At 67.9% G+C, this 21,664-nt stretch carries 22 protein-coding genes; 9 read left to right on the top strand and 13 right to left on the bottom strand.

The features are described 5' to 3' along the window. Positions 1-4 precede the first annotated feature (4 nt). From ASD05_RS14590 to ASD05_RS14545, 10 genes are all read right to left on the bottom strand, one after another. Complete coding sequence (locus ASD05_RS14590) at positions 5-451, bottom strand: DUF2141 domain-containing protein (protein WP_056593407.1); 447 nt, start codon at positions 449-451, stop codon at positions 5-7. Between the two features lie 137 nt (positions 452-588). Then, entirely contained in the window at positions 589-1,704 is a 1,116-nt protein-coding gene (locus tag ASD05_RS14585) for an AI-2E family transporter (protein ID WP_056593404.1), read from the bottom strand. A 161-nt stretch (positions 1,705-1,865) separates the two neighbouring features. Next, a complete protein-coding gene (locus ASD05_RS14580; protein ID WP_056593401.1) occupies positions 1,866-2,570 on the bottom strand; it encodes a GntR family transcriptional regulator in 705 nt (234 codons plus the stop codon). A gap of 7 nt (positions 2,571-2,577) precedes the next feature. Next, entirely contained in the window at positions 2,578-3,915 is a 1,338-nt protein-coding gene (locus ASD05_RS14575) for a C4-dicarboxylate transporter DctA (protein ID WP_056593398.1), read from the bottom strand. Between the two features lie 214 nt (positions 3,916-4,129). Continuing rightward, positions 4,130-4,729, bottom strand: a complete 600-nt coding sequence (locus tag ASD05_RS14570) for an SCO family protein (RefSeq protein ID WP_056593394.1) — start codon at positions 4,727-4,729, stop codon at positions 4,130-4,132. Further along, positions 4,726-5,169 carry a hypothetical protein gene (locus ASD05_RS14565; protein ID WP_056594455.1) on the bottom strand — a complete coding sequence of 148 codons (444 nt, stop codon included), beginning with the start codon at positions 5,167-5,169 and terminating at the stop codon, positions 4,726-4,728. The genes ASD05_RS14570 and ASD05_RS14565 overlap by 4 nt, the downstream gene beginning before the upstream one ends. Positions 5,170-5,204: 35 nt before the next feature. Beyond that, positions 5,205-7,118, bottom strand: a complete 1,914-nt coding sequence (locus tag ASD05_RS14560) for a galactose oxidase-like domain-containing protein (RefSeq protein WP_056593391.1) — start codon at positions 7,116-7,118, stop codon at positions 5,205-5,207. A 177-nt stretch (positions 7,119-7,295) separates the two neighbouring features. Then, on the bottom strand, positions 7,296-8,510 hold the full coding sequence (locus tag ASD05_RS14555) for an L-dopachrome tautomerase-related protein (RefSeq protein WP_056594451.1): 1,215 nt from the start codon (positions 8,508-8,510) through the stop codon (positions 7,296-7,298). Between the two features lie 44 nt (positions 8,511-8,554). Next, positions 8,555-8,848, bottom strand: a complete 294-nt coding sequence (locus tag ASD05_RS14550) for a putative quinol monooxygenase (RefSeq protein WP_056593388.1) — start codon at positions 8,846-8,848, stop codon at positions 8,555-8,557. A 14-nt stretch (positions 8,849-8,862) separates the two neighbouring features. Next, positions 8,863-9,657 (bottom strand): SDR family NAD(P)-dependent oxidoreductase, encoded by a 795-nt coding sequence (locus tag ASD05_RS14545; RefSeq protein WP_056593385.1) that lies wholly within the window; start codon positions 9,655-9,657, stop codon positions 8,863-8,865. Between the two features lie 131 nt (positions 9,658-9,788). Here ASD05_RS14545 and ASD05_RS14540 point away from each other — a divergent pair, with 131 nt between their 5' ends. From ASD05_RS14540 to ASD05_RS14530, 3 genes are all read left to right on the top strand, one after another. Continuing rightward, positions 9,789-10,694: a LysR family transcriptional regulator gene (locus ASD05_RS14540; protein ID WP_056593382.1), complete on the top strand. Its 906-nt coding sequence runs from the start codon at positions 9,789-9,791 to the stop codon at positions 10,692-10,694. A gap of 402 nt (positions 10,695-11,096) precedes the next feature. Further along, positions 11,097-11,375 carry a phage integrase family protein gene (locus ASD05_RS14535; protein ID WP_056593379.1) on the top strand — a complete coding sequence of 93 codons (279 nt, stop codon included), beginning with the start codon at positions 11,097-11,099 and terminating at the stop codon, positions 11,373-11,375. Positions 11,376-11,419: 44 nt separating this feature from the next. Next, positions 11,420-12,070: a hypothetical protein gene (locus ASD05_RS14530; protein ID WP_056593376.1), complete on the top strand. Its 651-nt coding sequence runs from the start codon at positions 11,420-11,422 to the stop codon at positions 12,068-12,070. Positions 12,071-12,097: 27 nt separating this feature from the next. Here the strand turns inward: ASD05_RS14530 and ASD05_RS14525 are convergent, their stop codons facing one another. Together ASD05_RS14525 and ASD05_RS14520 are read right to left on the bottom strand one after the other, a co-directional pair. After that, complete coding sequence (locus ASD05_RS14525; RefSeq protein ID WP_056593373.1) at positions 12,098-13,057, bottom strand: Bug family tripartite tricarboxylate transporter substrate binding protein; 960 nt, start codon at positions 13,055-13,057, stop codon at positions 12,098-12,100. Between the two features lie 75 nt (positions 13,058-13,132). Then, positions 13,133-14,392 carry a CaiB/BaiF CoA transferase family protein gene (locus ASD05_RS14520; protein ID WP_056593370.1) on the bottom strand — a complete coding sequence of 420 codons (1,260 nt, stop codon included), beginning with the start codon at positions 14,390-14,392 and terminating at the stop codon, positions 13,133-13,135. A 108-nt stretch (positions 14,393-14,500) separates the two neighbouring features. Between ASD05_RS14520 and ASD05_RS14515 the strand changes: the two genes are divergently transcribed. After that, complete coding sequence (locus ASD05_RS14515; protein ID WP_056593367.1) at positions 14,501-15,382, top strand: SMP-30/gluconolactonase/LRE family protein; 882 nt, start codon at positions 14,501-14,503, stop codon at positions 15,380-15,382. Between the two features lie 8 nt (positions 15,383-15,390). Here the strand turns inward: ASD05_RS14515 and ASD05_RS14510 are convergent, their stop codons facing one another. After that, a complete protein-coding gene (locus ASD05_RS14510) occupies positions 15,391-16,302 on the bottom strand; it encodes a LysR family transcriptional regulator (RefSeq protein WP_007839043.1) in 912 nt (303 codons plus the stop codon). A 99-nt stretch (positions 16,303-16,401) separates the two neighbouring features. Between ASD05_RS14510 and ASD05_RS14505 the strand changes: the two genes are divergently transcribed. From ASD05_RS14505 to ASD05_RS14485, 5 genes are read left to right on the top strand one after another with little or no spacing between them, the layout of a single operon-like run. Beyond that, a complete protein-coding gene (locus tag ASD05_RS14505; protein ID WP_056593364.1) occupies positions 16,402-17,493 on the top strand; it encodes an LLM class flavin-dependent oxidoreductase in 1,092 nt (363 codons plus the stop codon). Positions 17,494-17,531: 38 nt separating this feature from the next. Next, a complete protein-coding gene (locus ASD05_RS14500; RefSeq protein WP_200955431.1) occupies positions 17,532-18,506 on the top strand; it encodes a flavin reductase in 975 nt (324 codons plus the stop codon). Positions 18,507-18,562: 56 nt separating this feature from the next. Then, positions 18,563-19,765, top strand: coding sequence for an acyl-CoA dehydrogenase family protein (locus ASD05_RS14495; RefSeq protein ID WP_056593361.1), 1,203 nt, complete (start codon positions 18,563-18,565; stop codon positions 19,763-19,765). A gap of 3 nt (positions 19,766-19,768) precedes the next feature. Further along, complete coding sequence (locus ASD05_RS14490; RefSeq protein WP_056593358.1) at positions 19,769-20,905, top strand: acyl-CoA dehydrogenase family protein; 1,137 nt, start codon at positions 19,769-19,771, stop codon at positions 20,903-20,905. Continuing rightward, positions 20,902-21,663 carry an enoyl-CoA hydratase/isomerase family protein gene (locus tag ASD05_RS14485; RefSeq protein WP_056593355.1) on the top strand — a complete coding sequence of 254 codons (762 nt, stop codon included), beginning with the start codon at positions 20,902-20,904 and terminating at the stop codon, positions 21,661-21,663. The genes ASD05_RS14490 and ASD05_RS14485 overlap by 4 nt, the downstream gene beginning before the upstream one ends. The last annotated feature ends 1 nt before the right edge of the window (position 21,664 follow it).

Raw genomic sequence — 21,664 nt, 5'->3', positions numbered from 1 at the left:
TGCCTCAGCGCAGGTGAATGACGGTTTGCAGGTCGGCGTCGACGCGGATCGCAGCGGCCTCGAAATCAGGCGCGGCGCGGTTGCCCTTGGCATCGTTCGAGAAGCCGTAGCGCTCGGTCGGCATGCCCATGAGATTGGTGTCGAGCTTGCCGTTGCCGTTCTCGTCGGCGAATGCCCGCAAGGCGTAGCGGCCCGGTGCCAGGCCCGCGAACACGAGGCGGGCCTTGCCGCCCTGCATCGGCACGGTCTGCGCGGCCACCGACTTGCTTTCGGCGTAGCCGGCGGCGTCGCTGTACAGCGCGACGTAGAGCGTGGCATCGGCGGCGGGGCCGTCGGCGACGCTCAGGCTCAGGTCGGCGGCAAGGGCGCCCAATGGCGAGAAAGGCGCAAGGATCGCGGCGGTGCACAGTACGCGCACGGCCGGGCGGGACAGGAGGGCGGGAAGTTGCATGGCGGGGCCTCTGGAAAGTTGGAGGCCCGACGATCTCGCAGGCCACCCGCTGTGCCCAGCGCCATGCGACGGAATGCAGGATTGCGCGCGCGAAATGCACGCGGCGGGGAGCAGGCGGGCTCGCACCCGCCCGTGCCTCAGCCCCTTTTCCTGTCCTTGAGGCTTTCCGCGCGTTCTGAACTTTCGGCCGGTTCGTGCTCCACGCCCACGTGCCCCGAGTCCGCGAACAGACTCCACGCCGCCATGAACAGCGCCGCGATCACCGGCCCGATCACGAAGCCGTTGATGCCGAAGATCGCCATGCCGCCGATGGTCGACATCAGCACGATGTAGTCGGGCATCTGCGTGTCCTTGCCCACCAGCACGGGGCGCAGGATGTTGTCGACCAGGCCGATCACGAACACGCCCACGAAGATCAGCACGCCGCCCTGCCAGAAATGCCCCGTGGCCAGGAAGTAGATGGCCACCGGCCCCCAGATCAGCGCTGCGCCCACGGCGGGCAGCAGCGACAGGAAGGCCATCAGCACCGCCCACAGCAGCGCGCCCTGCACGCCGAGGAACCAGAAGGCCAGCCCGCCGATGGTGCCCTGCGCGATGGCCACTGCCACGTTGCCCTTCACCGTCGCGCGGATCACGGTGGTGAACTTGTTCAGCAGGTAGTGCGTGTGCGGCTTGGCCAGCGGCACGGCGTCGCGCATGGTCTTCGACAGCGTCGCGCCGTCGCGCACCAGGAAGTACAGCAGGTACAGCATCACGAAGAAGCTGACCACGAAGTCGAAGGTGTTCTGGCCGATGGCGAGCGCCTGGCTTGCGATGATCTGGCTGGCCTGCCCGGCGATGGCCGAGATGCGCGCCTGCCATGCCGCCATGTCGCCGAGGTCGAAGCGCTCGACCAGGTTCAGCAGCCATTGCGGCGAGGCATCGAGGATCTGCTGGAAGTAGGCCGCGAAGTTGATCTGGCCCGAACGGATGTTCTGCGTGACCAGCGCGATCTCCTGCACCAGCGAAACGCCCACCATGGCCAGCGGCAGGATCACGATGAACAGGCAGATGGCCAGCGTCGACAGCGCCGCGAAATTGGGTTTGCCGCGCATCTTCTTCAGCAGCCATTTGTAGAGCGGCGTGAACAGGATCGCCAGCGCCACGCCCCACAGCACCGCGCCGAAGAACGGCATCAGCACCCAGAGGAAGGCGACGGTCACGGCGGCGAGAAGGGCGAGGAACACGCCGCGCTGGAGTTGGGGTGAGTTCATAGGTGTCCCGGACTGTAGCCGAGCGGGAACCCGCGGCCGTGTCAGCCGGCGCGCCCTTGCGCAGTGCAACAGACTCGAGGGCGGGATTCGCCCCAAACGATGGCGGGCTGGTTGTTGCCTGCTATCGAATAAAGAGCGTTTCGCGGCAATAGTGCACAACTTCAGCGCTTGGTGCGCGGCAGCGCCACGGGCGCCAGCGTGGCGCGCAAGCGGCTTGGCGCGTCCGCTTCGGCGGCAACGTCCACTTCGAGCGCGCGTTCGACGTTGCCGATGTGATCGAGCATCAGCAGGCGCGCCTTGGCCGTGTCGCCCGCTTCGAGCGCCGCCACGATGGCGCGATGCTCCGTGCACGACTGTCCCGCTTCGTGCTTCGACTGGTAGAGCGTGGCCGCCAGCGTGGTGCGCGCCGTGAGGTCGCGCAGCACGTCGACCAGCAGCTGGTGCCCCATCTGCTCAGCCAGGCAGACGTGGAAGTCGGCCAGCAGGAAGGCGCGGGTGGCGGCGTCGGCGCCGTCGATGGCGCGCTGCTCGTCGGCGATGTGGTCGCGCAGCTTGCGGATCACCTTCGACAGCGGCCGCCCCGCGCTCGCTTCCAGGATGCCCGCCTCGACGATGCGGCGTGCCGAGAACGCGTCACGCGCTTCCTCTGCCGAGGGCTCCACCACGTACCAGCCGCGGCGCGACTGCACTTCGACGAAACCGCGTGCCTGCAACTGCATCAGCGCTTCGCGCACCATCGTGCGGCTCACCGAGAAGTTCTCCGCCAGCGCCTGCTCGCCGAGCCGCTCGCCCGGTGCGAGCTTCTGCGCGAGGATGGCCTCGACGACGCGTTCGGCAATGACGGTGGGGCTGACGTCGGCAGGCATGTTTTTTTCAGTGGGCGCTGGAGGCGGTACCGGTGCCAGCGTTTACCACGGACCCGGCTTCGGCCAGCGGCTCGTCGTCGGGCGAATAGCTGCCGTTGAGCACCGCATGCGCGCGTTCGCGGTCGATGTCGCCTTCCCAGGCGGCAATGGCCACGGTCGCCACGCAGTTGCCGATCAGGTTGCCCAGCGCGCGGGCGATGCCCATGAACCAGTCGACCGACAGCACCAGCACGAGGCCGATGGCGGGAATTGCGGGAATCGCATGCAGCGTGGCCGCCAGCACCACGATGGCCGAGCCCGGCACGCCGTGCGCGCCCTTGGAGGTGACCAGCGCGATCGCGAGGATCGTCAGCAGGTCGGCCATCGAGATCGGCGTGTTGGTGGCCTGAGCGATGAACACGGCCGCCAGCGTGATGTAGATCGAGAAGGCGTCGAGGTTGAACGAGTAGCCGGTCGGGATCACGAGGCCCACGGTCGAATCGCGAATGCCCATGCGGCGCAGCTTGGCCATGATCTGCGGCAGCACGCTGTCCGACGAGGTCGTGGCGAACACGATGGTGAGCTCTTCGCGCAGGTAGCGCAGCAGCTTGATCAGGCTGAAGCCCGACATGCGCATCACCAGCCCGAGCACCACGAACACGAAGATCAGCACCGCGCCGTAGAAGAGCGCGACCAGCATGCCCAGTTGCTTGAGCGAACCGATGCCGTACTGCCCCACGGTGAACGCGATGGCGCCCAGCACGCCCAGCGGCGCCAGCTTGATGATGATCCCCATGATCTTGAACAGCACTAGCGAAAGCGCATCGACCACCACCGCCACCGGCTTGCCGCGATCGCCCAGCAGCGTGAGCGCGCAGCCGAACAGCACCGCGAACAGCAGCACCTGCAGCACGTCGCCGGTGGCGAAGGCATTGACCACCGTGGTCGGAATGAGCTTCATCAGGAAGTCGATCGTGCCGCCGCTCGTGAGCTTGTCGGCGTTCGACGCATAGGCGCTCATCGCGGTCGCGTCGAGCTTGGAGGGGTCGACGTTCATGCCCGCGCCGGGCTGGAACACAAAGGCCAGCACCAGGCCCATGGCCAGCGCGATGGTGGTCAGTACCTCGAAGTAGATGAGCGACTTCACGCCCACCCGGCCCACGCGCTTGAGGTCTCCCGCGCCGGCGATGCCATGCACCACCACGCAGAACACCAGCACCGGGATGATCATCTTGATCAGCTTGATGAAACCGTCACCGAGCGGCTTGAGCTTGACGGCGTACTCGGGCGCCAGGAGCCCCGCGAGCACGCCCAGCACCAGCGCGATGACCACCTGACCGAAAAGCGATTTGGCGAAGCGGGGCATGGAGTCTCCTGTCTGTCTTTGCCTGAGGTTTGCATGCAAGCTAACACTTGTCTTGCATACAAGAACTGTAGGCAAGAAGACTTCGGAAGAGACAGAGGGTATTCCCGGGCACAGGTGATCGTGACGCCCGAGCGCGGCCGCCTTGAGCGCCTTTCGCTTAGTCAGCCTTGGCACACGAGACCAACGCGACCGCGGGCGCGAATGCGAACTGCACCTAACCGATCTGCCGCAGCCCGGCCATGACCTCTTCGGCCGGCGGCAGTTCGCTGGTACGCCAGACCAGGCGGGCATGGCGATCGAACAGGTAAACCTGTCCGGTATGGCGGTCGCCCGCCGCCGCGCCTCCCGTGAACAGCGAGAACATCGACTCGAGCGCCTCAGGGGCCGGCGCCGCCGCACTCCATGTGGGCCTGGCGCCGAAACGCCGCAACCAGGCGCTCAGTGCGGCGGGGTCGTCGGCGAGCGGGTCGATGCTCAGCGACAGCAGGCGCACCGCCGTGTGGCGCTCGGCCAGCAATGCCGCCTGCAGCGTCGAGAACAAGGCCCCCTGGATCGGGCAGACGGTGCTGCAACCGGTGAACATCAATTGCACGGCGGTTGGGCCGCCTCGCAACTGCGCCGCGAGCACCGGCGTGGCACCGTCGTGGCGGCGCAGCGGCAAGGCCGGCGCCGACACCGCCGGCATCACGGGGCCGACGCTGGCGTTTGCGCGGGCCGCAGGCACACCCAGCCAAGCCATTGCACCGGCGGCAAGCAGGCGCCGGCGCCCGAGGGATGCAGCCCGGGCGGGAATGAGAGGGGTATGGGTGTTCATTCGGGAAGGGCCTGCGTGAGGTAGTCCCACAAGGCCGCGCACTGGTCCCCGTCGGCATCGAAGTGCGGCATGGCTCGGGGCAGCGTGACGTGGGCCGGGTCGACGCCGGTGCGCAGCGTGCGGCAGAAGGATGCCCCGTCGTACGCGACGGGCGGGCCGCCGCGCCGTGGAAGGACTTCGCGCAACCGGCGCCGGTCGAGCGGCGGCGCGAAACCGGAGACCGCGGCAGTGGACTTGCCGGGGCCCGCATGGCACTGGATGCAGCGTGTCGCCGCGCCCGGCAGCGACGCGCTGTGGCCGGACAGCGTGCCGGCGAGTGGCTCGGTGCCATCGAACAGGCGCGCTCCACGCGCCGCGGAGGAATGCCCGGCGGCCTCACGCTCGCCGGGCCACGCCGGGCCGGCAGCCAGTGCGGTTCCGAGCGCCAGCGCCAGCGTCATCGAAAGCCTCGGCTTGCGAAGCGTGCCGGCCACTGCTACCGGATGTTGATGGTGCGCGCCATGCTCGGCACGCCGCCGTCGTCGAGCGCGAACAGCATGTAGTTGCCCGGCAGCACCGTGCCGCGATCGGCCGGAATGGCCAGCTGGTAGTTGCCTGCCGTGCCCGTGAAGGACAGCGGGATGCGACGCTGGTCGGTGTTGACCGAGTGCGTGGCCGATGCCATGCGCACCAGTGCAAAGCGGGCCGCCGCGCGGTCGGTCGCCACGGCGATCTGGCTCCCCCACGTGGCGCTGGTCGGCGCGGACGTGATGGCCGGGCGGGCCGCCGGCGAACCGTCGCCCGTCAGAAGGTAGGGTGGCGTGTAGATCTCCGCATCGGGGTGGTCGCCCGCGCAGTCGCACAGCCCGCCGCCGCCAGCCAGCACGCGTCCGTCCATCAGCAGCAAGGCCACGCTGTGATAGTTGCGCGGTTTCTGCATCGGCGGCAGCGTGATGAAGCTCTCGAGCCCCGGGCTCCACAGCTCGGCCGCCAGCACGCTGTAGGAGTCGGAGAACGGAACGGGCTGCGTCTGCCCGCCGATCACGAACACCTCGCCGTTGGGCAACACCACGCTGTTGACAAAGGTTCGGCCATAGGCCATCGGCGAGAGCTTGCGCACCGTGGGCGGCGTCGGCGCGCCCGCGCTGATGTCGATGATGTATGCGGTCTTGAAGGCGTTGCCGCTGTCGTGGTTGGGCGCGCCGCCGAGCTTGAGGATCTTGCCGATGTCGTACATCACGGCGCTGGCCGTCATGGCATAGGGGTCATCGCTGCGTGGACCGGCCTGCAGGATGGCGCCGCTGCCGCGCGTGTCGATCCAATGCATTGCTGCCGCGGGACCGGCGTGGAACACCCAGCCGTTGGCGGCGCCGAACAGCCACATGTGGTTGTCGCCCCGGTAGACCCCGGCCGCGTCCGGGCCGGCCAGCGGCGGGTCCGAGACATTGCTCGCGTCGGGCATGTTGGCCGGCACGCCGGACAGCGTGCGCCAGGTCTGGGTGACGGCCGACCACACCTCGCCGTACTTGCCGCCCTGCCCACCGTTCCACGACCCCCCGACCGTGAACACGGAGCCGTCGGACATCGTCGTGCTCGCCTGGTAGGCACGTGTGATACCGAGTTGCGCACCTGCCACCCAGCCGCCCAGCGCCGGGTCGTAGATCGAGGTCTTCGCCGCGTCGCTGCCGCCGCTGACCAGCACGCTTCCATCGCCCAGCATGCTCAGGCCGGGGCAGAACATCTGGTGGCCCGTGGCCGTGACCATCAGCGGGCTGGCGCTTCGCGTGACGGGGTCGAACACCGAGGTGTAGGTGTAGGCCTCGTTGCTGTTCGTGCTGAAGCTGGTGGGCGAGCGGGCCGCCCACATCAAAAGCTTGCCGTCCGGCAGGTTGGCGGCCGACGCGGGCACGAGCGGCAGTGTGATCGGATCGGACCAGGGCTTCACTGCGGCGGTCGATTGCGCCGCCGTGTACCCGGCGGCCGTGAACGGGTACTCGTTGGCCGGCAGCCACTTCCCCTTGAATCGCGAGCGCAGCCTGACCACGAGTCCCGCGCCGTCGATGGGAAGGTTTGTCACCGTCAGCGTTGTCGCGCTTGTCGATGTGTCCACCACGGGTGTCGTCGAAGAGGCCGACAGGATCGTCAAGCCGTACTGGTTGGCGCCCGTGTTGTTCCAGACGAAGGTCGCGCTGCGGCTGGCGAATTTGGTGCCGGGGGACGGGCTGGTGAGGGTCGCCGGCTGTCCGTCCGGCGGCACCGGCTTGTTGGCCGATGCGGACGTGCTCGCCAGCGCCGGATCGGGGCCCTGCGCTCTGGCGCCGCCTCCTCCGTCGCCGCCGGACCCCACCAGGAACACCAGGGATGCATACGCAAGTCCGCGCGCGGCGCGCGGCGATGGAACGCTGATCATCGCTGCTCCTTTATTTTTGTTCGTCGTCAGACGAGTGCGCAGCTTATTCCTTGGGTGTGCAAGAGGCAATAAAAAGTATTCAAAATTGATCCGCCGTGAGGCGCCACGACCCCATCGGCGGGACGGGTCATCACCTGGAAGCGGGCGACAACCCGCCCCCTCCATGTCCCCGTACTTTCAGTTGGCCTTGGTCTTCCGACCGTCGAGCGGCAGACGCCACAACTCATAGCGCTCCTCGCCACTCTTGACCGAACCGGCGAAGTGGTTGTTCAGCGCGCTCGAAGTGAAGACCAGATCGCCGTTCGGAAGGATCGCGGGCGTATCGGGCCACTGAACACCGTCGTCGGACGCGATCAGCGACATCGCCCGGGTGCGCGGGTCGTACTTCACGATGCCGTTGCGGGTGACGTCCGTGATGTAGAGCTTGCCCTTGGTGTCGGTCACGATCCCGTCCGTGTTGCCGCCTACCGCGCCGAGATCGCGGATGGCTGAGGCGATCTGTTCATCGCTCGACGCCGCATTGCGCAAGACCGACGTCGGTACCGAGCGGGCGCGCGTTCCCGTCGTCACTGTCCAGTACAGCGTGCGCGCATCGGGCGACAGCGCGATGCCGTTGATGCCGAGCAGCAGCGGGTTGCCCGGCCAGACTTCCGTGCCGTGGGAGATGACCTTGACGTCGGCCTCGATCTGCAGGCCCGGGTGCCTGTCGAGCACGCGTCGGGCCTCACCCGAGGCGAAGTCCACGATGATCAGGCCCACCATGTTGGCGGGTGCGCTGCGCATGCCGCTGTCGGAGATGTAGGCGATGCGGCGGCGTTCGTCGACGGCGATGTCGTTGAGGAAGCTGCCCTTGCGGTCGGCCACGCCGTCCAGCGCGATGCGCTTCACGGTGCGCCCCGACTTCAGGTCGAGCACCAGCACTTTCTGGGCACCTGCCGGAGCCTCGGTCTCACCGGCGACGAAACCCATGTCGAGCGCCCACAGCCAGCCGTTCCTGCGGTCGACATGGAAGCCGAGCACGTTGCGCAGACTGTCCTGCGGCGCGGCAGCCACGGCGTTGCCCGAAATCGAAGGAAATGCGGTCAGCCGTGCGGGACCGGTCTCCGCCCGGGTGTCGAGCCTGCTGAGCGTTGCGGGTGCAGACGCCGACACGAGGCGTGGGGTGCTCACGTAGGCGGTGCCTCGTGCATCGAAGTGCAGCCCTGCGATGGGCGCGCTGACCGAGGCGGCGAACGGGGCCGGGTCCTTGCCGTCCTTCGAGGGCTCCCAACTCACGCCGGCATAGCTGCGCCAGCGCTCGAGTGGGAGGCCGTCCGCCGCGTTGGCGGCTTGCTGGTGATGGAGGAGGGCGGCCAGCGCAAGGGCCGCGAGTTGAAATGAACGATGGCGCATGATGAAAAACCTGATGTGAAAAGAAATGGCGAGGCGAACCGCGGTCAAGCCACCTGGCGCAACTGCAGAAGTTCGAAGGCCCCGATCAACGGACCCGCATTGGCGCGAAACGCGTCCATGTGGGCTCCGCGCATATGGCGCTCCCAGGACGTCCGGTCGAGCCACCGTTCGAAGAACACGACCCTTCCAGGTTGATCGATGGCCTCATGCAGTTCGTAGCTGATGCAGCCCGGCTGCTCGCGTACGACCTGGACCAACTTCGCCTGGGCCTGGACCAGCGCTTTTTCGTGACCTGGCTTGGCTTGAACGAGTGCGACGATGACGAGATCGTTGGACATGCTGGATTTCCTGTTCAAAGGATCGAGCGGAAGGTCCCGCCTTCGACGCGCACGGCGGCGCCGTTCGACGCCGCACCCAAGGGGCTCGCAAGCAGCGTCACCATGGCCGCGATCTCATCCGCTTCGATCATTCGTGCGATCAGGGAACTGGGCCGGTAGGTCTGGAAGAAGTGGGCCTCGATCTCGGCGTCGGTCATGCCGGCGCGCGGCGCCGTCTGCCGCAGGTAATCCACGATGCCTTCCGAGCGGGTGGCGGAAGGCAGCACGCTGTTGACGGTGACCCCGGTGCCCTTGGTCAGCTCGGCCATGCCGCGCGACACCGCGAGCTGCGCCGACTTGCTGACGCCGTAGTGCACCATGTCCGGGGGCGTGAAGGCGCCGACCTCGCTCGACATGAAGATCACGCGGCCCCAGTTCTTCTGGAGCATGCGCGGGAAATAGTGGCGCGACAGGCGCACGCCCGACATCACGTTGACGTCGAGCATCCGAAGCCAGTCTTCGTCGGTGATGTCGGCAAAGGGCTTGGCCTCGTAGTAGCCGAGGTTGTTCACGAGGATGTCCGTGTCCGGCTGTGCGCCGATCAATGCAGCCACCCCTTCGGTGGTGCTCTGGTCGGCGACGACGGTCTTCACCTCGCTGCCTGGCGCCGCGCCAACGATTTCGGCGGCTGCCGCATCGAGCTTGTCGCGGCTGCGTCCGGTGATCGTGACCGACACGCCTTCGCGCGCCAGGGAGCGGGCGATGGCCAGTCCGATGCCGGCCGTCGCGCCGGTGACGATGGCGGTCTTGCCCTTGAGTTGCATGTCCATGGTGGGTTCCTGTTGGTTGTTGGTTATGGCCGGTGACGCGCTCGCGGTCGCAGCGATGACTTGAATGTATTGATTGCACTCGTGGGGATAAACTGGCCTTCGAGGAAAATATTTATTCTCGAAAGGACCAAATGAGTCGCAGATTCGATCACCTCGGTGATGTGGAGACCTTCGTCACGGTGGTCGAGAAGGGATCGATGACGACGGCCGCGGTCGCGCTGGCCACGACGCCATCAGTGCTCAGCCGGGCGATCACCCGCCTCGAGGCGCGCTTGGGCGTGCAATTGCTGCGGCGAACCACCCGGCGCCTGAGCCTGACCGAGCAGGGGCGGCTGTACCTGGAGCAGTCGCGCGCGGCCTTCGCGCTGATCGAAGAGGCCGAGCGCACGATGCAGGGACAAGGCGATGAGTTGAAGGGCAGCGTCCGGTTGAGTGCCCCCACCACCTATGCGCATCATCGATTGCCTGCGTTGCTGCAGCGCTTCTCGGCACAGCATCCACAAGTGCGCATCGAGTTGAACATCACCAACCGCAACGTGGACCTCGTGGCAGAGGGCTACGACCTGGCCATCCGGATGGGCAGCCTGCCGGACAGCGGACTGGTCGGGCGCAAGCTCGAGGACGCGGCCATGTGCCTGATCGCCGCACCGGGCTATATCGCCTGCGCCGGGGCGCCGGCAGGCGTCGGCGACTTGGCGCGGCATAGCTGCCTGGCTTTCGTGATGCCCAGCACCGGGCGGGTGTCGCCGTGGATCCTGCGGGCAGATGGACACGACATCGATTGGGTGCCGCAAGGCGGCTTGCAGGTATCGGACGATGTGCTGGGCGTGGTCACGCTCGCCCAAAGCGGTCTTGGCATATGCCAGACCTATGACTTCATCGCGCAGGATCTCATTGCGCAGGGGCGAGCCGTCGAGGTCCTGGCACCGGCGCGTGGTCGTTCGCGGCCGTTTTCGGTAATCTATGCACCGCATCGGCGGCTGTCGTCTGCATCGAGGGCGCTGATCGATTCGCTTATCGCGACCACATCCGAATAGTCGTGGTGCTTGGTAGTTTGCGAGTCCGACTCGCCTCGATATCGAGGTTCTCGCAACGCCAGCTTCCGCAGGCTTGGCTGATCAACGGTTTGCGTGTCTTTGGGGCCTCCGGTTTGTTCCCCGTGGGCAATAAGGAGGAGCAACAGGCTCTTCTGCGGTAAACCCTGATCGTCTACCAGACACATGTCCAAGAATCGGACACGCAATTTGTCTGAATGACTTGCATCACCCAGCCGGCCATTCAGAAATCCCTTGCGGATCAACGCCTTGGCGGTTGGCACGCCCCGTGCAAAGTACAGCGGAAGCCCATCCGATCCACCCCGGCCAGTGCGCTCGCTGCGACGCACGGGTTCGCATTCGCGCAGGGGGCCGGTACACGTTGCGCAGGAAGAAGAAGACCCCATGGACACACCGCAAGCGCGCCGAAATGCGCCGCAAGCCCACGACAGCGTTGCAGCCTGGTTCGAACCGCTGCTGTCCGAAAGACTTTCACAGGCGGGCTTCGGCACGCTGAGGCAGCTCGTGCGGCGCATCAACGACGCGGGCATGACCTGGTGGTATCCGGTGCGAGGCATCGGCGTCAGGCGCGCCGAACGCGTCGTGCAGTGGCTGCATGAACAGCAGGAAAGCACAGGCATGGAAGTGAGCCTGCCGCCGCACGGGCGCCGCCATGCGCCTTGACCCATCCGGATAATGGCGCCCTTCGTATCAGCAGCAAGGCAAGGATGAGCGCCGCGGATTTCCTTTTCTCCCCCGAAGTGCAGAAGCTCCTCACGGTGCTGTACGGGGCCCCCGATCAACAGTTCCCGACGAGCGAGCTTGCACGGCGCTCGAAGCTGGCCGAGGCCGAGGCCACCCTCACCGTGGAGCATCTCGTTCGCAGCGGCATCGTGAGGCGGCAGGCGGCGAAGGCCGACCAGGCCGAGACGGTCCAGGTCGATCGCTCGTTCGTCTTCCACAACGAACTCCGGAGCATCGCGCTGAGATCGTTCGCCGCGGCAGAGCCGATCCGCTCCATGCTGCGGTCCAGGTTCAAGGACTCTGTGGTGCGCGCGTTCGTGCTGGGAGAGGACGCGCAGGGCACCGTGGAACTGCTCGTCGTGCACGGCCAGCTGGTCCCGGACGAAGCCGCCATGGCGGCGGCTTGCCAGAAGCTGTCGAAAACCATGGGCCGGCACCTCAAGGTGCACGTCATCCCGCTCGGGAGATTCAACGACATGTCGCCGCGCGATCCGTTGTCTTCCAGGATCTCGGCCGCCACCGTGCATGAGATCGTCGTGCTCGGGGATACAAAGGCGGCACTGCCCGTCGAACGAGGCGGCCTCTTGCAGGCCGCCAGGAAGAAGTTGGCTACGCTGGCCAGGCCGTCTGCCTGACGGCCCACGGCGCGCGCCGCGCCCCGCTCAGTGCGACTGCTTCGGCAGGTTCAGGCTCTTGAGCATCGGCACCCAGCGCTCGAACTCGGTCTGCACGAACTTCGCCAGCTCTTCAGGCGTGCCGCCGCGCGGCTCCATGCCCATGGCGCGCGCGCGAGTGACGAAGTCGGGCTGCGCGATCACCTCGTTCACGGCCTTGTTCAGGCGGCGGATCGATTCGCCCGGCGTGCCGGACGGTACCGAGAGCGAATACCACAGCACGGCCTCGAAGTCGTAACCCTGCTCCTTGAAGGTCTGGGCGTCGGGTACCTGCGGCAGGCGCTGGCTGTCCATCACGCCCAGCACGCGCAGCTTGCCGGCCTGGATCAGCGACAGCGAACCGGTCAGCGAGGTGCCGTGGATGTCGATGGTGTTGCTCAGCAGCGCCTGCACGGCCGGTGCATCGCCGTTGAAGGGCACGTGCGTCGTGCTGAAGCCGTTGTTGCGCTCGAAGCTCAGCGGCGCAAGGTTGGTCAGGATGGCCTCGCCCGGCGAGCCGCGGTTGATCTTGCCCGGATGGGCCTTGGCGTAGGCGACCATCTCCTTGATGTTCTTGTAGGGCAGGTCGATGCGGCCGACGATGATCGCGGGCTGGTAGCCGATCTGCGAGACGGGCGCGAAGTCTTTCTTCGGGTCGTAGGGCAGCTTGTCGTACAGCACGGTGTTGTTGGCCAGCGTGCCGAGCGACGAGACCAGCACCGTGAGCCCGTCGGGGCGCGAGCGGGCCACGTAGTCGGCGGCGATGATGCCGCTGGCGCCGGGCTTGTTCTCCACGATGACCTGCGTGCCCTTCTTCGTGAGCTCGGAAGCCAGCAGGCGCACGTACTGGTCGGTGCCGCCGCCGGCCGCGAAGGGCACGACCAGGCGGATGGGTTGCTGTGCCTGCGCCGCGCCTGAAACCACGGCCAGTCCGAGCAACAGCGGGGCGATGAGTTTTCGATAAATCACTTTGTCTCCGATCTCTTTTAGGGGGTGAATGGCCTGCTGCCAGTCCCGTCGAGGCAGTCTATCGACGGGGCTGGCTCAAGGTGCTGCAGGGTGTGAAAAGCTGCTTTGTAGGTTGCGCACCGGCACGGGCGGGTTCGCCCCCTTGACGACGCCGGCTTCGCGCAGTGCCTCGATCTCGGCGGCGCCGTAGCCCGCCTCGCGCAGCAGTTCCTCGGTGTGCGCGCCGTGCGCCGGCGCCGCCTGGGTCCGGCGGCGCGGCGTATCGCACAGCTCGTAGGGCAGGCCGAAGCTGGCGTAGCCCGGCACGTCGCCGTTGGGCGCGGCCTCGATGACCATGCGGCTGGCGCGGAAGTCCGCTCCCGCGAGCGCATCGGCATAGCTGCGCACCACGCCCACCACGATGTTGTTGCGCGTGAGCAGTTCGACGCACTCGCCGGTGCCGTAGTGCGCGAGCCGCTCGCTCACGGCCGCCTTCATGGCGGGCCGGTTGGCCACGCGCAGCTCGTTGGTGACAAAGCGCGCGTCCGTTGCCAGCTCGGGGCAGCCGATGGTCTCGCACAGCCGCACCCAGTGCGCCTGCACGTAGGCCGAGATCACCACCATGCCGTCGCGCGTGCGGAAGATGTCGGCCGCCGGCGCGCTCAGCGGCTGGCCGTCGCCGCTGCGCGTGGGCTCCACGCCGCGCACCAAGTAGTCGCTCCAGTTGGCCAACTGGAGGTTCAGCGCCACCTCCAGCAGCGACACGCGGATGGTCTCGCCGCGGCCGGTGCGCTCGCGGCGGAACAGCGCGGCCAGGATGGCCTGCGTCGCCACCTGCACGCTGGCCGTGTCGATGATGGTGGCGCCCACCTTCTGCGGCAGGCCCTGCGGCTCGCCGGTCACGGACATGAGGCCGCTCTCGGCCTGCGCCGCGATGTCGTAGCCGGGCCGGTCGCGCGAAGGCGCATCGGCTGGGAAGCCGCTGATCGAGACGTGCACGAGGCCCGGGTGCGCCGCGCGCAGCGCCTCGGCGCCCAGGCCCAGCGCGTCGGCGGCGCCGGGGCGCAGGTTCTGCACCACCACGTCGGCGCCGGCGATCAGGCGGCGCGCTACCTCCAGCCCGCGGGGCTGGCGCAGGTCGAGCGCAATCGACTTCTTGCTGCGGTTGTAGGCGCGCAGCATCGCGTGGCCGAAGTGCCCGGTGTGGCGCGCCATGTCGCCTTCCATCGATTCGATCTTCAGCATCTCGGCGCCGAGGTCGCCCAGCGACATCGCCGTGCCGGGGCCCGCGATGTAGTTGCCGAGCTCGACGACGCGAATGCCCTGTAGGGGCGGTGGAGCGGTGGGTTCGTTCATCGGCCGCACTCTAGGAGCGTGCGGCCGCCATGGGAGCGCACGACGCGCAAAGCTGCTTTGCGCGATGCGCCGCCGGCCCTGCGTCTTGCGTTGCCACACTGCGGTCCCATGGATGCATGCACTGTTCGGGAACTCGGCACGACCCGGGACCTGCTGGGCGAAAGCCCCTGCTGGGATACGCGCTCGGGCGCCGTCTGCTGGATCGATTCGCTGGCGGGCACGCTGCACCGCCACTGGCCCGGCAGCGGGGAGTCGGAGCAGCACAGCCTGCCCGTGCCCGTCGGCTCGATTGCGTTGTGCGAAAGCGGCGCGGTGCTCGTGGCGCTGAAGCACGGCTTTGCGCACTACGATCTGAGCACGCGCACGCTGCAGACCATCGCGCTGATCGACACCGACCGCCCGGACGTGCGCCTCAACGACGGCAAGTGCGACCCGTGGGGCAACTTCGTGGCGGGCACGCTGCACGTGCATCGCCAGCCTGGCGAGCCCATCGGCGGTGGGCTGTACCGGTTACGGCCCGGTGGCGACGTCGAACTGCTGGCGGACGGCTTCGCATTGACCAACGGCCCCTGCTTCAGCCCGGACGGCCGAACCTTCTACGTGGCTGACAGCCCGCTGCGCACGATCTGGGCCTACGACTATTCACCGCATGGGCCGCTCGCCAACAAGCGCGCCTTCGCGCAGACCGACAGCTTCGGCTCCGGCCCCGACGGCGCGACCGTGGACGCCGAAGGCTTCGTGTGGAGCGTGCTGCCGCGCGCCGGCAGGATGGCGCGCTTTGCGCCCGATGGCCGCGTGGACCGCGTCGTCGAACTGCCCGCAACGCATCCGACCAGCCTGTGCTTCGGAGGGCCCGGGCTCGACAGGGCCTTCGTCACTTCGCTCTCGAAGAGCACCAACCTCTCGGGCGACCGCCCGCAGGACGGCGCGCTGTTCGAAGTGAACGGATTACCAGCCCCCGGCCTGCCGCCGCACCGCTTCGGCGGCTGAAGCCTTCTTCAGGCGCCGTCGTTCTCGCGCAGCGCCTCGGCCATGAAATCGACGAAGGCGCGCACCTTCAGCGGCAGCGTGCGGCTCTGGCGGAACACCGCGTAGACACCGTTCGAGAACGCGCGCACCGCGAAGCGGTATTCGGGCAGCAGGCGCACCAGCGTGCCGTCCTGGATGCAGCCGCGCACCGTGGGCTCCGACAGCAGCGCGATGCCCATGCCGCCCATGGCGGCCAGCCGCAGCAGCTCGCCGTTGTTCGAGTTCAGCACGCCCTGAATGGCCAGCTCCTGCTGCACGCCCTGCTCGTCGATGTACTTCCAGGTGACCGCCTCGTGCTCGCGCTTGTAGGTGAGGCAGCGCACCTGCAGCAGGTCATTCGGGTGGCGGATGCGCTTGTGCACCTTCATGAAGGCGGGGCTCGCCACCAGCACCTCGTCGCTGCTGAGCAGCCGCTTGATGACGAAGTTGGAGTCGTTCGATTCGCCGGTGCGGATGTCGATGTCGAAGTCCTGCTCCACCAGGTTCACCGGGTGCTCCGACAGCTCCAGTTCGAGCCGGATGTCGGGGTGGCGCTGCGCGAAGCCCGGCAGCAGCGGCCCGATGACGCGCAGGCCGATCTGCGTGCGCGAGTGGATGCGCAGGCGCCCCTCGGGCAGCAGCTTCGAATTGCGCGCCGCTTCCTCGGCCCGCGCCATGGCCTCCAGCACCACTTCCGCATGCTCCAGGAAGGCCTGGCCCGCCTCGGTCACCTTGAGGTTGCGGCTGGTGCGGTCGACCAGTTGCACGCCGAGTTCTTCCTCCAGCGCGCTGATGCGCCGAGAGATGGTGGCGGGCGACAGGCTCAGGCTGCGGCCGGCCGCCGAGAGGCTGCCCTTCCTCTGGACGATGACGAAGATCCGCAGCGAATCGAGGGCCTTCATTTCAATAAGCGCAAAGAAGCTGTGCGAAGCGTGGTGAGCCGGGCGGGGACCCCACTCCTACGATCAAGGCACGTAACCAAGCCCACAAGGAGACCAGCAATGGATTTCGGAATCTTCATATTGATGCAGCAGCGAAACAAGCACAAGACGTCGCACCAGATCCTGCGCGACGCGGTGGAACAGACGCGCCTGGCCGACGAGCTGGGCTTCGGTGCCGCGTGGTATGCCGAGCACCACTTCAGCAACTACGGCCTGTGCTCGTCGCCGCTGACCATGATCGCGCATTGCGCCGCGGTCACCCGCAACATCCGGCTGGGAACCGGCATTGTCGTCGCACCGCTGTACCAGCCCGCGCGCCTGATCGCCGATGTGGCCATGGTCGACCAGCTGTCCAACGGCCGTCTCAACCTGGGCATCGGTTCGGGCTACCAGCATTTCGAATTCGAGCGCTTCGGCGTCTCGCTCGACACCGCCAAGGCGCGCACGCTGGAGATGCTCGACATGCTCGAGCTGGGCCTGAAGCAGCCCAAGTTCAGCTATGACGGCGAGTTCTACCAGCAGCCCATGAGCGCCATCAGCCAGCGCGCGGTGCAGCAGCCGATGCCGCCGATGTGGATCACCAGCGTCGACCCGACCTTCGTGACCCGCGCGGTGCGCGGCGGCCACCATGTGTTCGTCTCGGGCGGCGACGGCGGCGTGGAAAAGCTGCGCCAGACCCGCAACCTGATCGACAAGGTCGCGCTCGCCGAAGGCAAGGACCCGGCCCAGGTGCAGGTCGGCGTGCTGCGCGCGGCCTACGCCAGCGACAACAAGGACGAGGTCGAGCGCTACCTCGACTGCGCACGCTTCCAGCGCCGCATTGCCGTGAGCCTGAAGCGCCGCACCGCCCAGGTGGCCGACGACTACCAGGTCGAGGAAGGCATCGTCGAAGGCGAGGCCACGCTCGAGGAAATGCGCGCCAACCTGCCGGTGGGCTCGGTGGACCAGGTGATCGAGCGCGTGGTGAAGGAAATCCGCACGCTCAAGCCCTGCCACTACGCGTTCCAGACGCAGATGGGCGACTTCGACCACCCCACCATGCTGCGCCAGCTGGAGCTGTGGGCCAAGGTGATCATGCCCGCGGTGCAGCGCGAGATTGCCAACGACCCGCCGCACGTCGCGCAGGTCGTGCCCGAACTCGCAGCCGCCTGAAACGGCGCCGGCCCAGCGACTCACCCGAGGGGAAAGCCATGACCCATGCCGTGTCCGATGCGATCCATGCCGATCCGGTCGCACCCGTCGCGCCGATCGAGCCGATGCTGTTCCGCCAGCTGCTCGGCTGCTTCCCGACCGGCGTGGCCGTCATCACGACGCGCGACGCGAACGGGCGGCCGGTCGGCCTGACCTGCAACTCGTTCAGCTCGGTGTCGCTGGAGCCGCCGCTGGTGCTGTTCAGCCTGCGCAAGGCCAGCAGCCTGGTGGGCGCGTTCAGCGAGGCCGAGGGCTTTGCCATCAACATCCTCTCGCAGAGCCAGGACGCGCTGTCGGGCCGCTTCGCCTCCAGCAAGATCGCCGACAAGTTCGAAGGCGTCGCCTGGCGCGCCGGCCCGCTGGGCATGCCGGTGATCGACGACTGCCTGGCCAGCTTCGAGTGCAGCGTGCACGCCTGCCACGAGGCGGGCGACCACGACATCTTCATCGGCGAGGTGAAGCACATGGGCGGCGGCGGCGCCGACCACGCGCTGGTGTTCTACAAGGGCGCCTACATGATGTTGGCGGAGTCGCTGCGCACGCTGGTGATCCAGGGGCGGCTGGGCACGGCCGATCTCGACGAGGCCTACCGCACGCTGTACGGCACGCTGCTGCGCCTGGCCTGCGAACGCGCCAGCGAAGCCGAACTCGAAGCGGTCGAGAAAGCCGTCGACGCCATCGAGCGCCACCAGCCCTCCGACACGCGCGCGCAGCGCATCGAATCGGCCAGCCGCTTCTTCTGCGCCATCGCGGACGCGGGGCACAACGAGGCGCTCATGCTGATGGCGCAGACCATGACCGCCATCCTGCGCGAACGCATGACGCATGTCGTTCCCGTGCTGCCGCGGCCCGACCTGTTCCCGCTGCGGCGCGAAGTGGCGCGGTGCCTGCGCCGGCGCGACGCCGGCGGCGCCGTGGCCGCGCTCGACGAACTGATCACCAGGCTGCGCAAGGACGCCCCCGCGGCCGCCTAGCACCGATTGGCGCGGCAAAGCGCCGCGCATGGACCACAGGACAGGAGACAACGAACATGTCGAACACCGACACCCCCGCCGCCACCGCTGCCAGCGGCGAGGCGCACGCCTACGCGGACTTCCGCCGCGAGCTCGAAGACTTCGCGCGCAGCGCATGCCCCCCGGAGATCCGCGCCGTCGTGGCCGCGGGCCAGAAGATCACCAAGCGCGAATACCTCGGCTGGCAGAAGATCCTCACCGCCAGGGGCTGGGGCGCGCCCAGCTGGCCGCGCGAGCACGGCGGCACCGGCTGGGACATCATGCAGCGGCTGATCTTCGAGGAGGTGATGGCCGAGGCCGACTGCCCGCCGCTGTACCACCACGGCCTGGGCCACATCGGCCCCGTCATCATCCGCTTCGGCACGCCCGAGCAGAAGGCGCGCTTCCTGCCGCGCATCCTCGACGGCAGCGACTGGTGGTGCCAGGGCTACTCCGAGCCGGGCTCGGGCTCCGACCTGGCCTCGCTCAGCACCAGTGCGCGGCTGGACGGCGACGAGTACGTCATCAACGGCCAGAAGATCTGGACCTCGCACGCCCACGAAGCCAGCATGATCTACATGCTCGTGCGCACCTCGAAGGAGGCGAAGAAACAGGACGGCATCTCGCTGGTCCTGGTGCCCATGGACACGCCCGGCATCACCGTGCGGCCGATCCACACCATCGACGGCTGGCATCACCTGAACGAAGTGTTCTTCGACGAAGTGCGCGTGCGCGCCGACAACCTGATCGGCGAACCCGGCAAGGGCTGGACCTGCGCCAAGTTCCTGCTCGAGCGCGAGCGCCTGCCCCCGGCCAACGTGGCGCGGCTGGAGCTGGTGCGCCGGCAGGTCACGCAGCTGGTCGAGCAGGCCGCCAAGGCTGCAGCGGGACGCCGCGATTTCGGCAGCCTACGCTACCGCCTGCTGCTGGCGGAGGCCGACGTGAAGGGCGCGCGCGTGATGATGGCCCAGGCCACCGACGACCTCATCCACCAGCGACCGCTGGGCGTGCAGCCCTCGGCCATCAAGATGACCTGCGCCGACGTGGCCCAGCGCCTGACCACGATCGCGCTCGACGCGGTCGGCCCCGACGCCGCGCACCGCTTCCTGGTGGAGCAGGGCGAGGGCGAGCCCGGTGCCGCCTGGGTGCAGAACTACTTGTTCACCCGCGCCCGCACGATTGCCGGCGGTACCTCGGAAGTGCAGCGCAACGTCGTTGCCAATGAATTGCTGGGAGCCTGAAAAGTGTCGACGTCATTCACCCCCTTGTTCCCCGGCATGCTGCTGGACGCCGCGGCGCGCTTCGCGCAGGACAACGAGACCACCAAGGACTTCGCCGGCACCGACCCCGTGCGCGAGATGGGCTGGACCTGCACGCTGGTGCCCGAGGAAGCTGGCGGCGTCGGCGGCACGCTGTCCGACCTGGCTTCCATCGTCGTCGGGCTTGCCACGCACGGCGTGCACCTGCCCGTGATCGAAACCTGCGCGGTCGCGCCGCTGCTGTTGCAGGCGGCCAATGCCGACACCTCCGCGCGCTGGCTCGAGGCGGTGTGCGAAGGCAGCGCGAAGATCGCGCCGCTGACCTCGCTCTCGGCCTCGCTCGACGAGGTCGCCCTGACGGCGAAGCAGCTGGACATCGGCTACGCGTTGACCGGCGAGGTGAAGGGCGTGGACGTGTCGCTGGCGGCCACGCACCACCTGGTGCCCGCGCTGCTGCAAGGCAGCGGCGAAACGGCGCTCTTCCTGGTCGACCACGAACACATGCCCGCGCCCGGCGCCACCTATCGCACCATGGAAGGCCGGCGCAGCGCCGACTTCAGGCTCGACGGCCTGACGGTGCCGGCGGTGGCGTGCATCGCACGCGGCGCCGCGGTGGACTCGGCCATCGGGCAAGCCGACAACGCCGCACTGCTGCTCACCGCGGCGGATACCGTGGCCGCGCTCGCCACGCTGATCGAGCAGACCGTGAAGCACCTGCAGGAGCGTCGCCAGTTCGGCGTGGCGCTGGCGTCGTTCCAGGTGCTGCGGCACCGCACGGCGGACATGTATGTGCGCTATCTCTGCGCCAAGGGCCTGCTGATGCACGCCTTCCAGGAACACGAGCGCGGCGCCGCCGACCTGCGCCGCACGCTGCGCCTGATGAAAGTCGCGCTGGCCGAGACGGCCCGGCTGTGCGCCGAAGGCGCGATCCAGATGCACGGCGGCATGGGCGTCAGCGAAGAGGTGCTGGCCACCCGCATGGCGCAGCGCCTGCTCGCCTCCGAGTTCCGCTACGGCGACCGCATGGCGCATGCGTCGCGGCTGCTGTATTCCCCGACCGAAGCCGCCGCCGCCGATGCGGCGGCCTGCGGCATGTCTCACGTTGCCAGGAGTTCGTCATGAGCGTCAGTCTTGAAGTTTCCGAGTTCGTCGCCGTCGTGCGGCTGGACAAGCCGCCCGTCAATGCGCTGAGCCGCGACACCCGCCATCGCCTGATCCAGGTGTTCGACGAGATCTCCGAACGCGACGACATCCGCGTGGCCATCCTCACTGGCACCGGCAAGTTCTTCTGCTCCGGCGCCGACCTGAAGGACCGCCCCTCGGCCGACAAGCCCGGCGACTTCCTCGACCACAACCGCTGGACCCGCGAGACCGGCAACGCCATTCGCGAATGCGCCAAGCCCGTCATCGCGGCCGTCAACGGCCCGGCACTGGGCGCGGGCTTCGGCCTGATGGCCGCGTGCGACATCTTCCTGGCCTCCGACGACGCGAGCTTCGCGATGCCGGAGATCAACGTGGGCCTGGCCGGCGGCGTCTCGATGCTGCGAACCATGTTCGGGCGCTCGTTCACGCGCCACATGTTCTTCACCGGCATGCGCGTGCCGGCTGCCGAGCTGTACCGCCGCGGCGTGCTCGACGAGGTGGTTCCGGCGGACGAGCTCATGCCCGCCGCCATGCGCCTCGCGCAGGAGATGGCCTCCAAGAGCCCGATCGCGCTGGCCTATGCCAAGCAGGCTGCCAACATGATGGACGTGATGCCGCAGCGCGACGGCTATCGCTTCGAGCAGAACATCACCATGGCGCTGTCGCGCACCGAGGACGCCAAGGAAGCGCGCCAGGCCTTCCTGGAAAAGCGCCCGCCCGTGTTCAAGGGGTGCTGAG

The sequence above is a fragment of the Variovorax sp. Root434 genome (assembly GCF_001426595.1).
In the GTDB taxonomy this organism is placed as follows: domain Bacteria; phylum Pseudomonadota; class Gammaproteobacteria; order Burkholderiales; family Burkholderiaceae_C; genus Variovorax.
Note: the sequence above shows the minus strand (reverse complement) of the source record. Positions and strands in the feature narration are given on the sequence as shown.

Bases quoted from the DNA above. Each gene is read 5' to 3' on its own strand.
- ASD05_RS14560 (WP_056593391.1), bottom strand. From the start codon at position 7,118: ATGATCAGCGTTCCATCGCCGCGCGCCGCGCGCGGACTTGCGTATGCA.
- ASD05_RS14520 (WP_056593370.1), bottom strand. From the start codon at position 14,392: ATGAACGAACCCACCGCTCCACCGCCCCTACAGGGCATTCGCGTCGTC.
- ASD05_RS14515 (WP_056593367.1), top strand. From the start codon at position 14,501: ATGGATGCATGCACTGTTCGGGAACTCGGCACGACCCGGGACCTGCTG.
- ASD05_RS14510 (WP_007839043.1), bottom strand. From the start codon at position 16,302: ATGAAGGCCCTCGATTCGCTGCGGATCTTCGTCATCGTCCAGAGGAAG.
- ASD05_RS14535 (WP_056593379.1), top strand. From the start codon at position 11,097: ATGGACACACCGCAAGCGCGCCGAAATGCGCCGCAAGCCCACGACAGC.
- ASD05_RS14500 (WP_200955431.1), top strand. From the start codon at position 17,532: ATGACCCATGCCGTGTCCGATGCGATCCATGCCGATCCGGTCGCACCC.
- ASD05_RS14550 (WP_056593388.1), bottom strand. From the start codon at position 8,848: ATGTCCAACGATCTCGTCATCGTCGCACTCGTTCAAGCCAAGCCAGGT.
- ASD05_RS14495 (WP_056593361.1), top strand. From the start codon at position 18,563: ATGTCGAACACCGACACCCCCGCCGCCACCGCTGCCAGCGGCGAGGCG.
- ASD05_RS14555 (WP_056594451.1), bottom strand. From the start codon at position 8,510: ATGCGCCATCGTTCATTTCAACTCGCGGCCCTTGCGCTGGCCGCCCTC.
- ASD05_RS14585 (WP_056593404.1), bottom strand. From the start codon at position 1,704: ATGAACTCACCCCAACTCCAGCGCGGCGTGTTCCTCGCCCTTCTCGCC.
- ASD05_RS14565 (WP_056594455.1), bottom strand. From the start codon at position 5,169: ATGACGCTGGCGCTGGCGCTCGGAACCGCACTGGCTGCCGGCCCGGCG.
- ASD05_RS14580 (WP_056593401.1), bottom strand. From the start codon at position 2,570: ATGCCTGCCGACGTCAGCCCCACCGTCATTGCCGAACGCGTCGTCGAG.
- ASD05_RS14505 (WP_056593364.1), top strand. From the start codon at position 16,402: ATGGATTTCGGAATCTTCATATTGATGCAGCAGCGAAACAAGCACAAG.
- ASD05_RS14570 (WP_056593394.1), bottom strand. From the start codon at position 4,729: ATGAACACCCATACCCCTCTCATTCCCGCCCGGGCTGCATCCCTCGGG.
- ASD05_RS14545 (WP_056593385.1), bottom strand. From the start codon at position 9,657: ATGGACATGCAACTCAAGGGCAAGACCGCCATCGTCACCGGCGCGACG.
- ASD05_RS14530 (WP_056593376.1), top strand. From the start codon at position 11,420: ATGAGCGCCGCGGATTTCCTTTTCTCCCCCGAAGTGCAGAAGCTCCTC.
- ASD05_RS14485 (WP_056593355.1), top strand. From the start codon at position 20,902: ATGAGCGTCAGTCTTGAAGTTTCCGAGTTCGTCGCCGTCGTGCGGCTG.
- ASD05_RS14540 (WP_056593382.1), top strand. From the start codon at position 9,789: ATGAGTCGCAGATTCGATCACCTCGGTGATGTGGAGACCTTCGTCACG.
- ASD05_RS14575 (WP_056593398.1), bottom strand. From the start codon at position 3,915: ATGCCCCGCTTCGCCAAATCGCTTTTCGGTCAGGTGGTCATCGCGCTG.
- ASD05_RS14590 (WP_056593407.1), bottom strand. From the start codon at position 451: ATGCAACTTCCCGCCCTCCTGTCCCGCCCGGCCGTGCGCGTACTGTGC.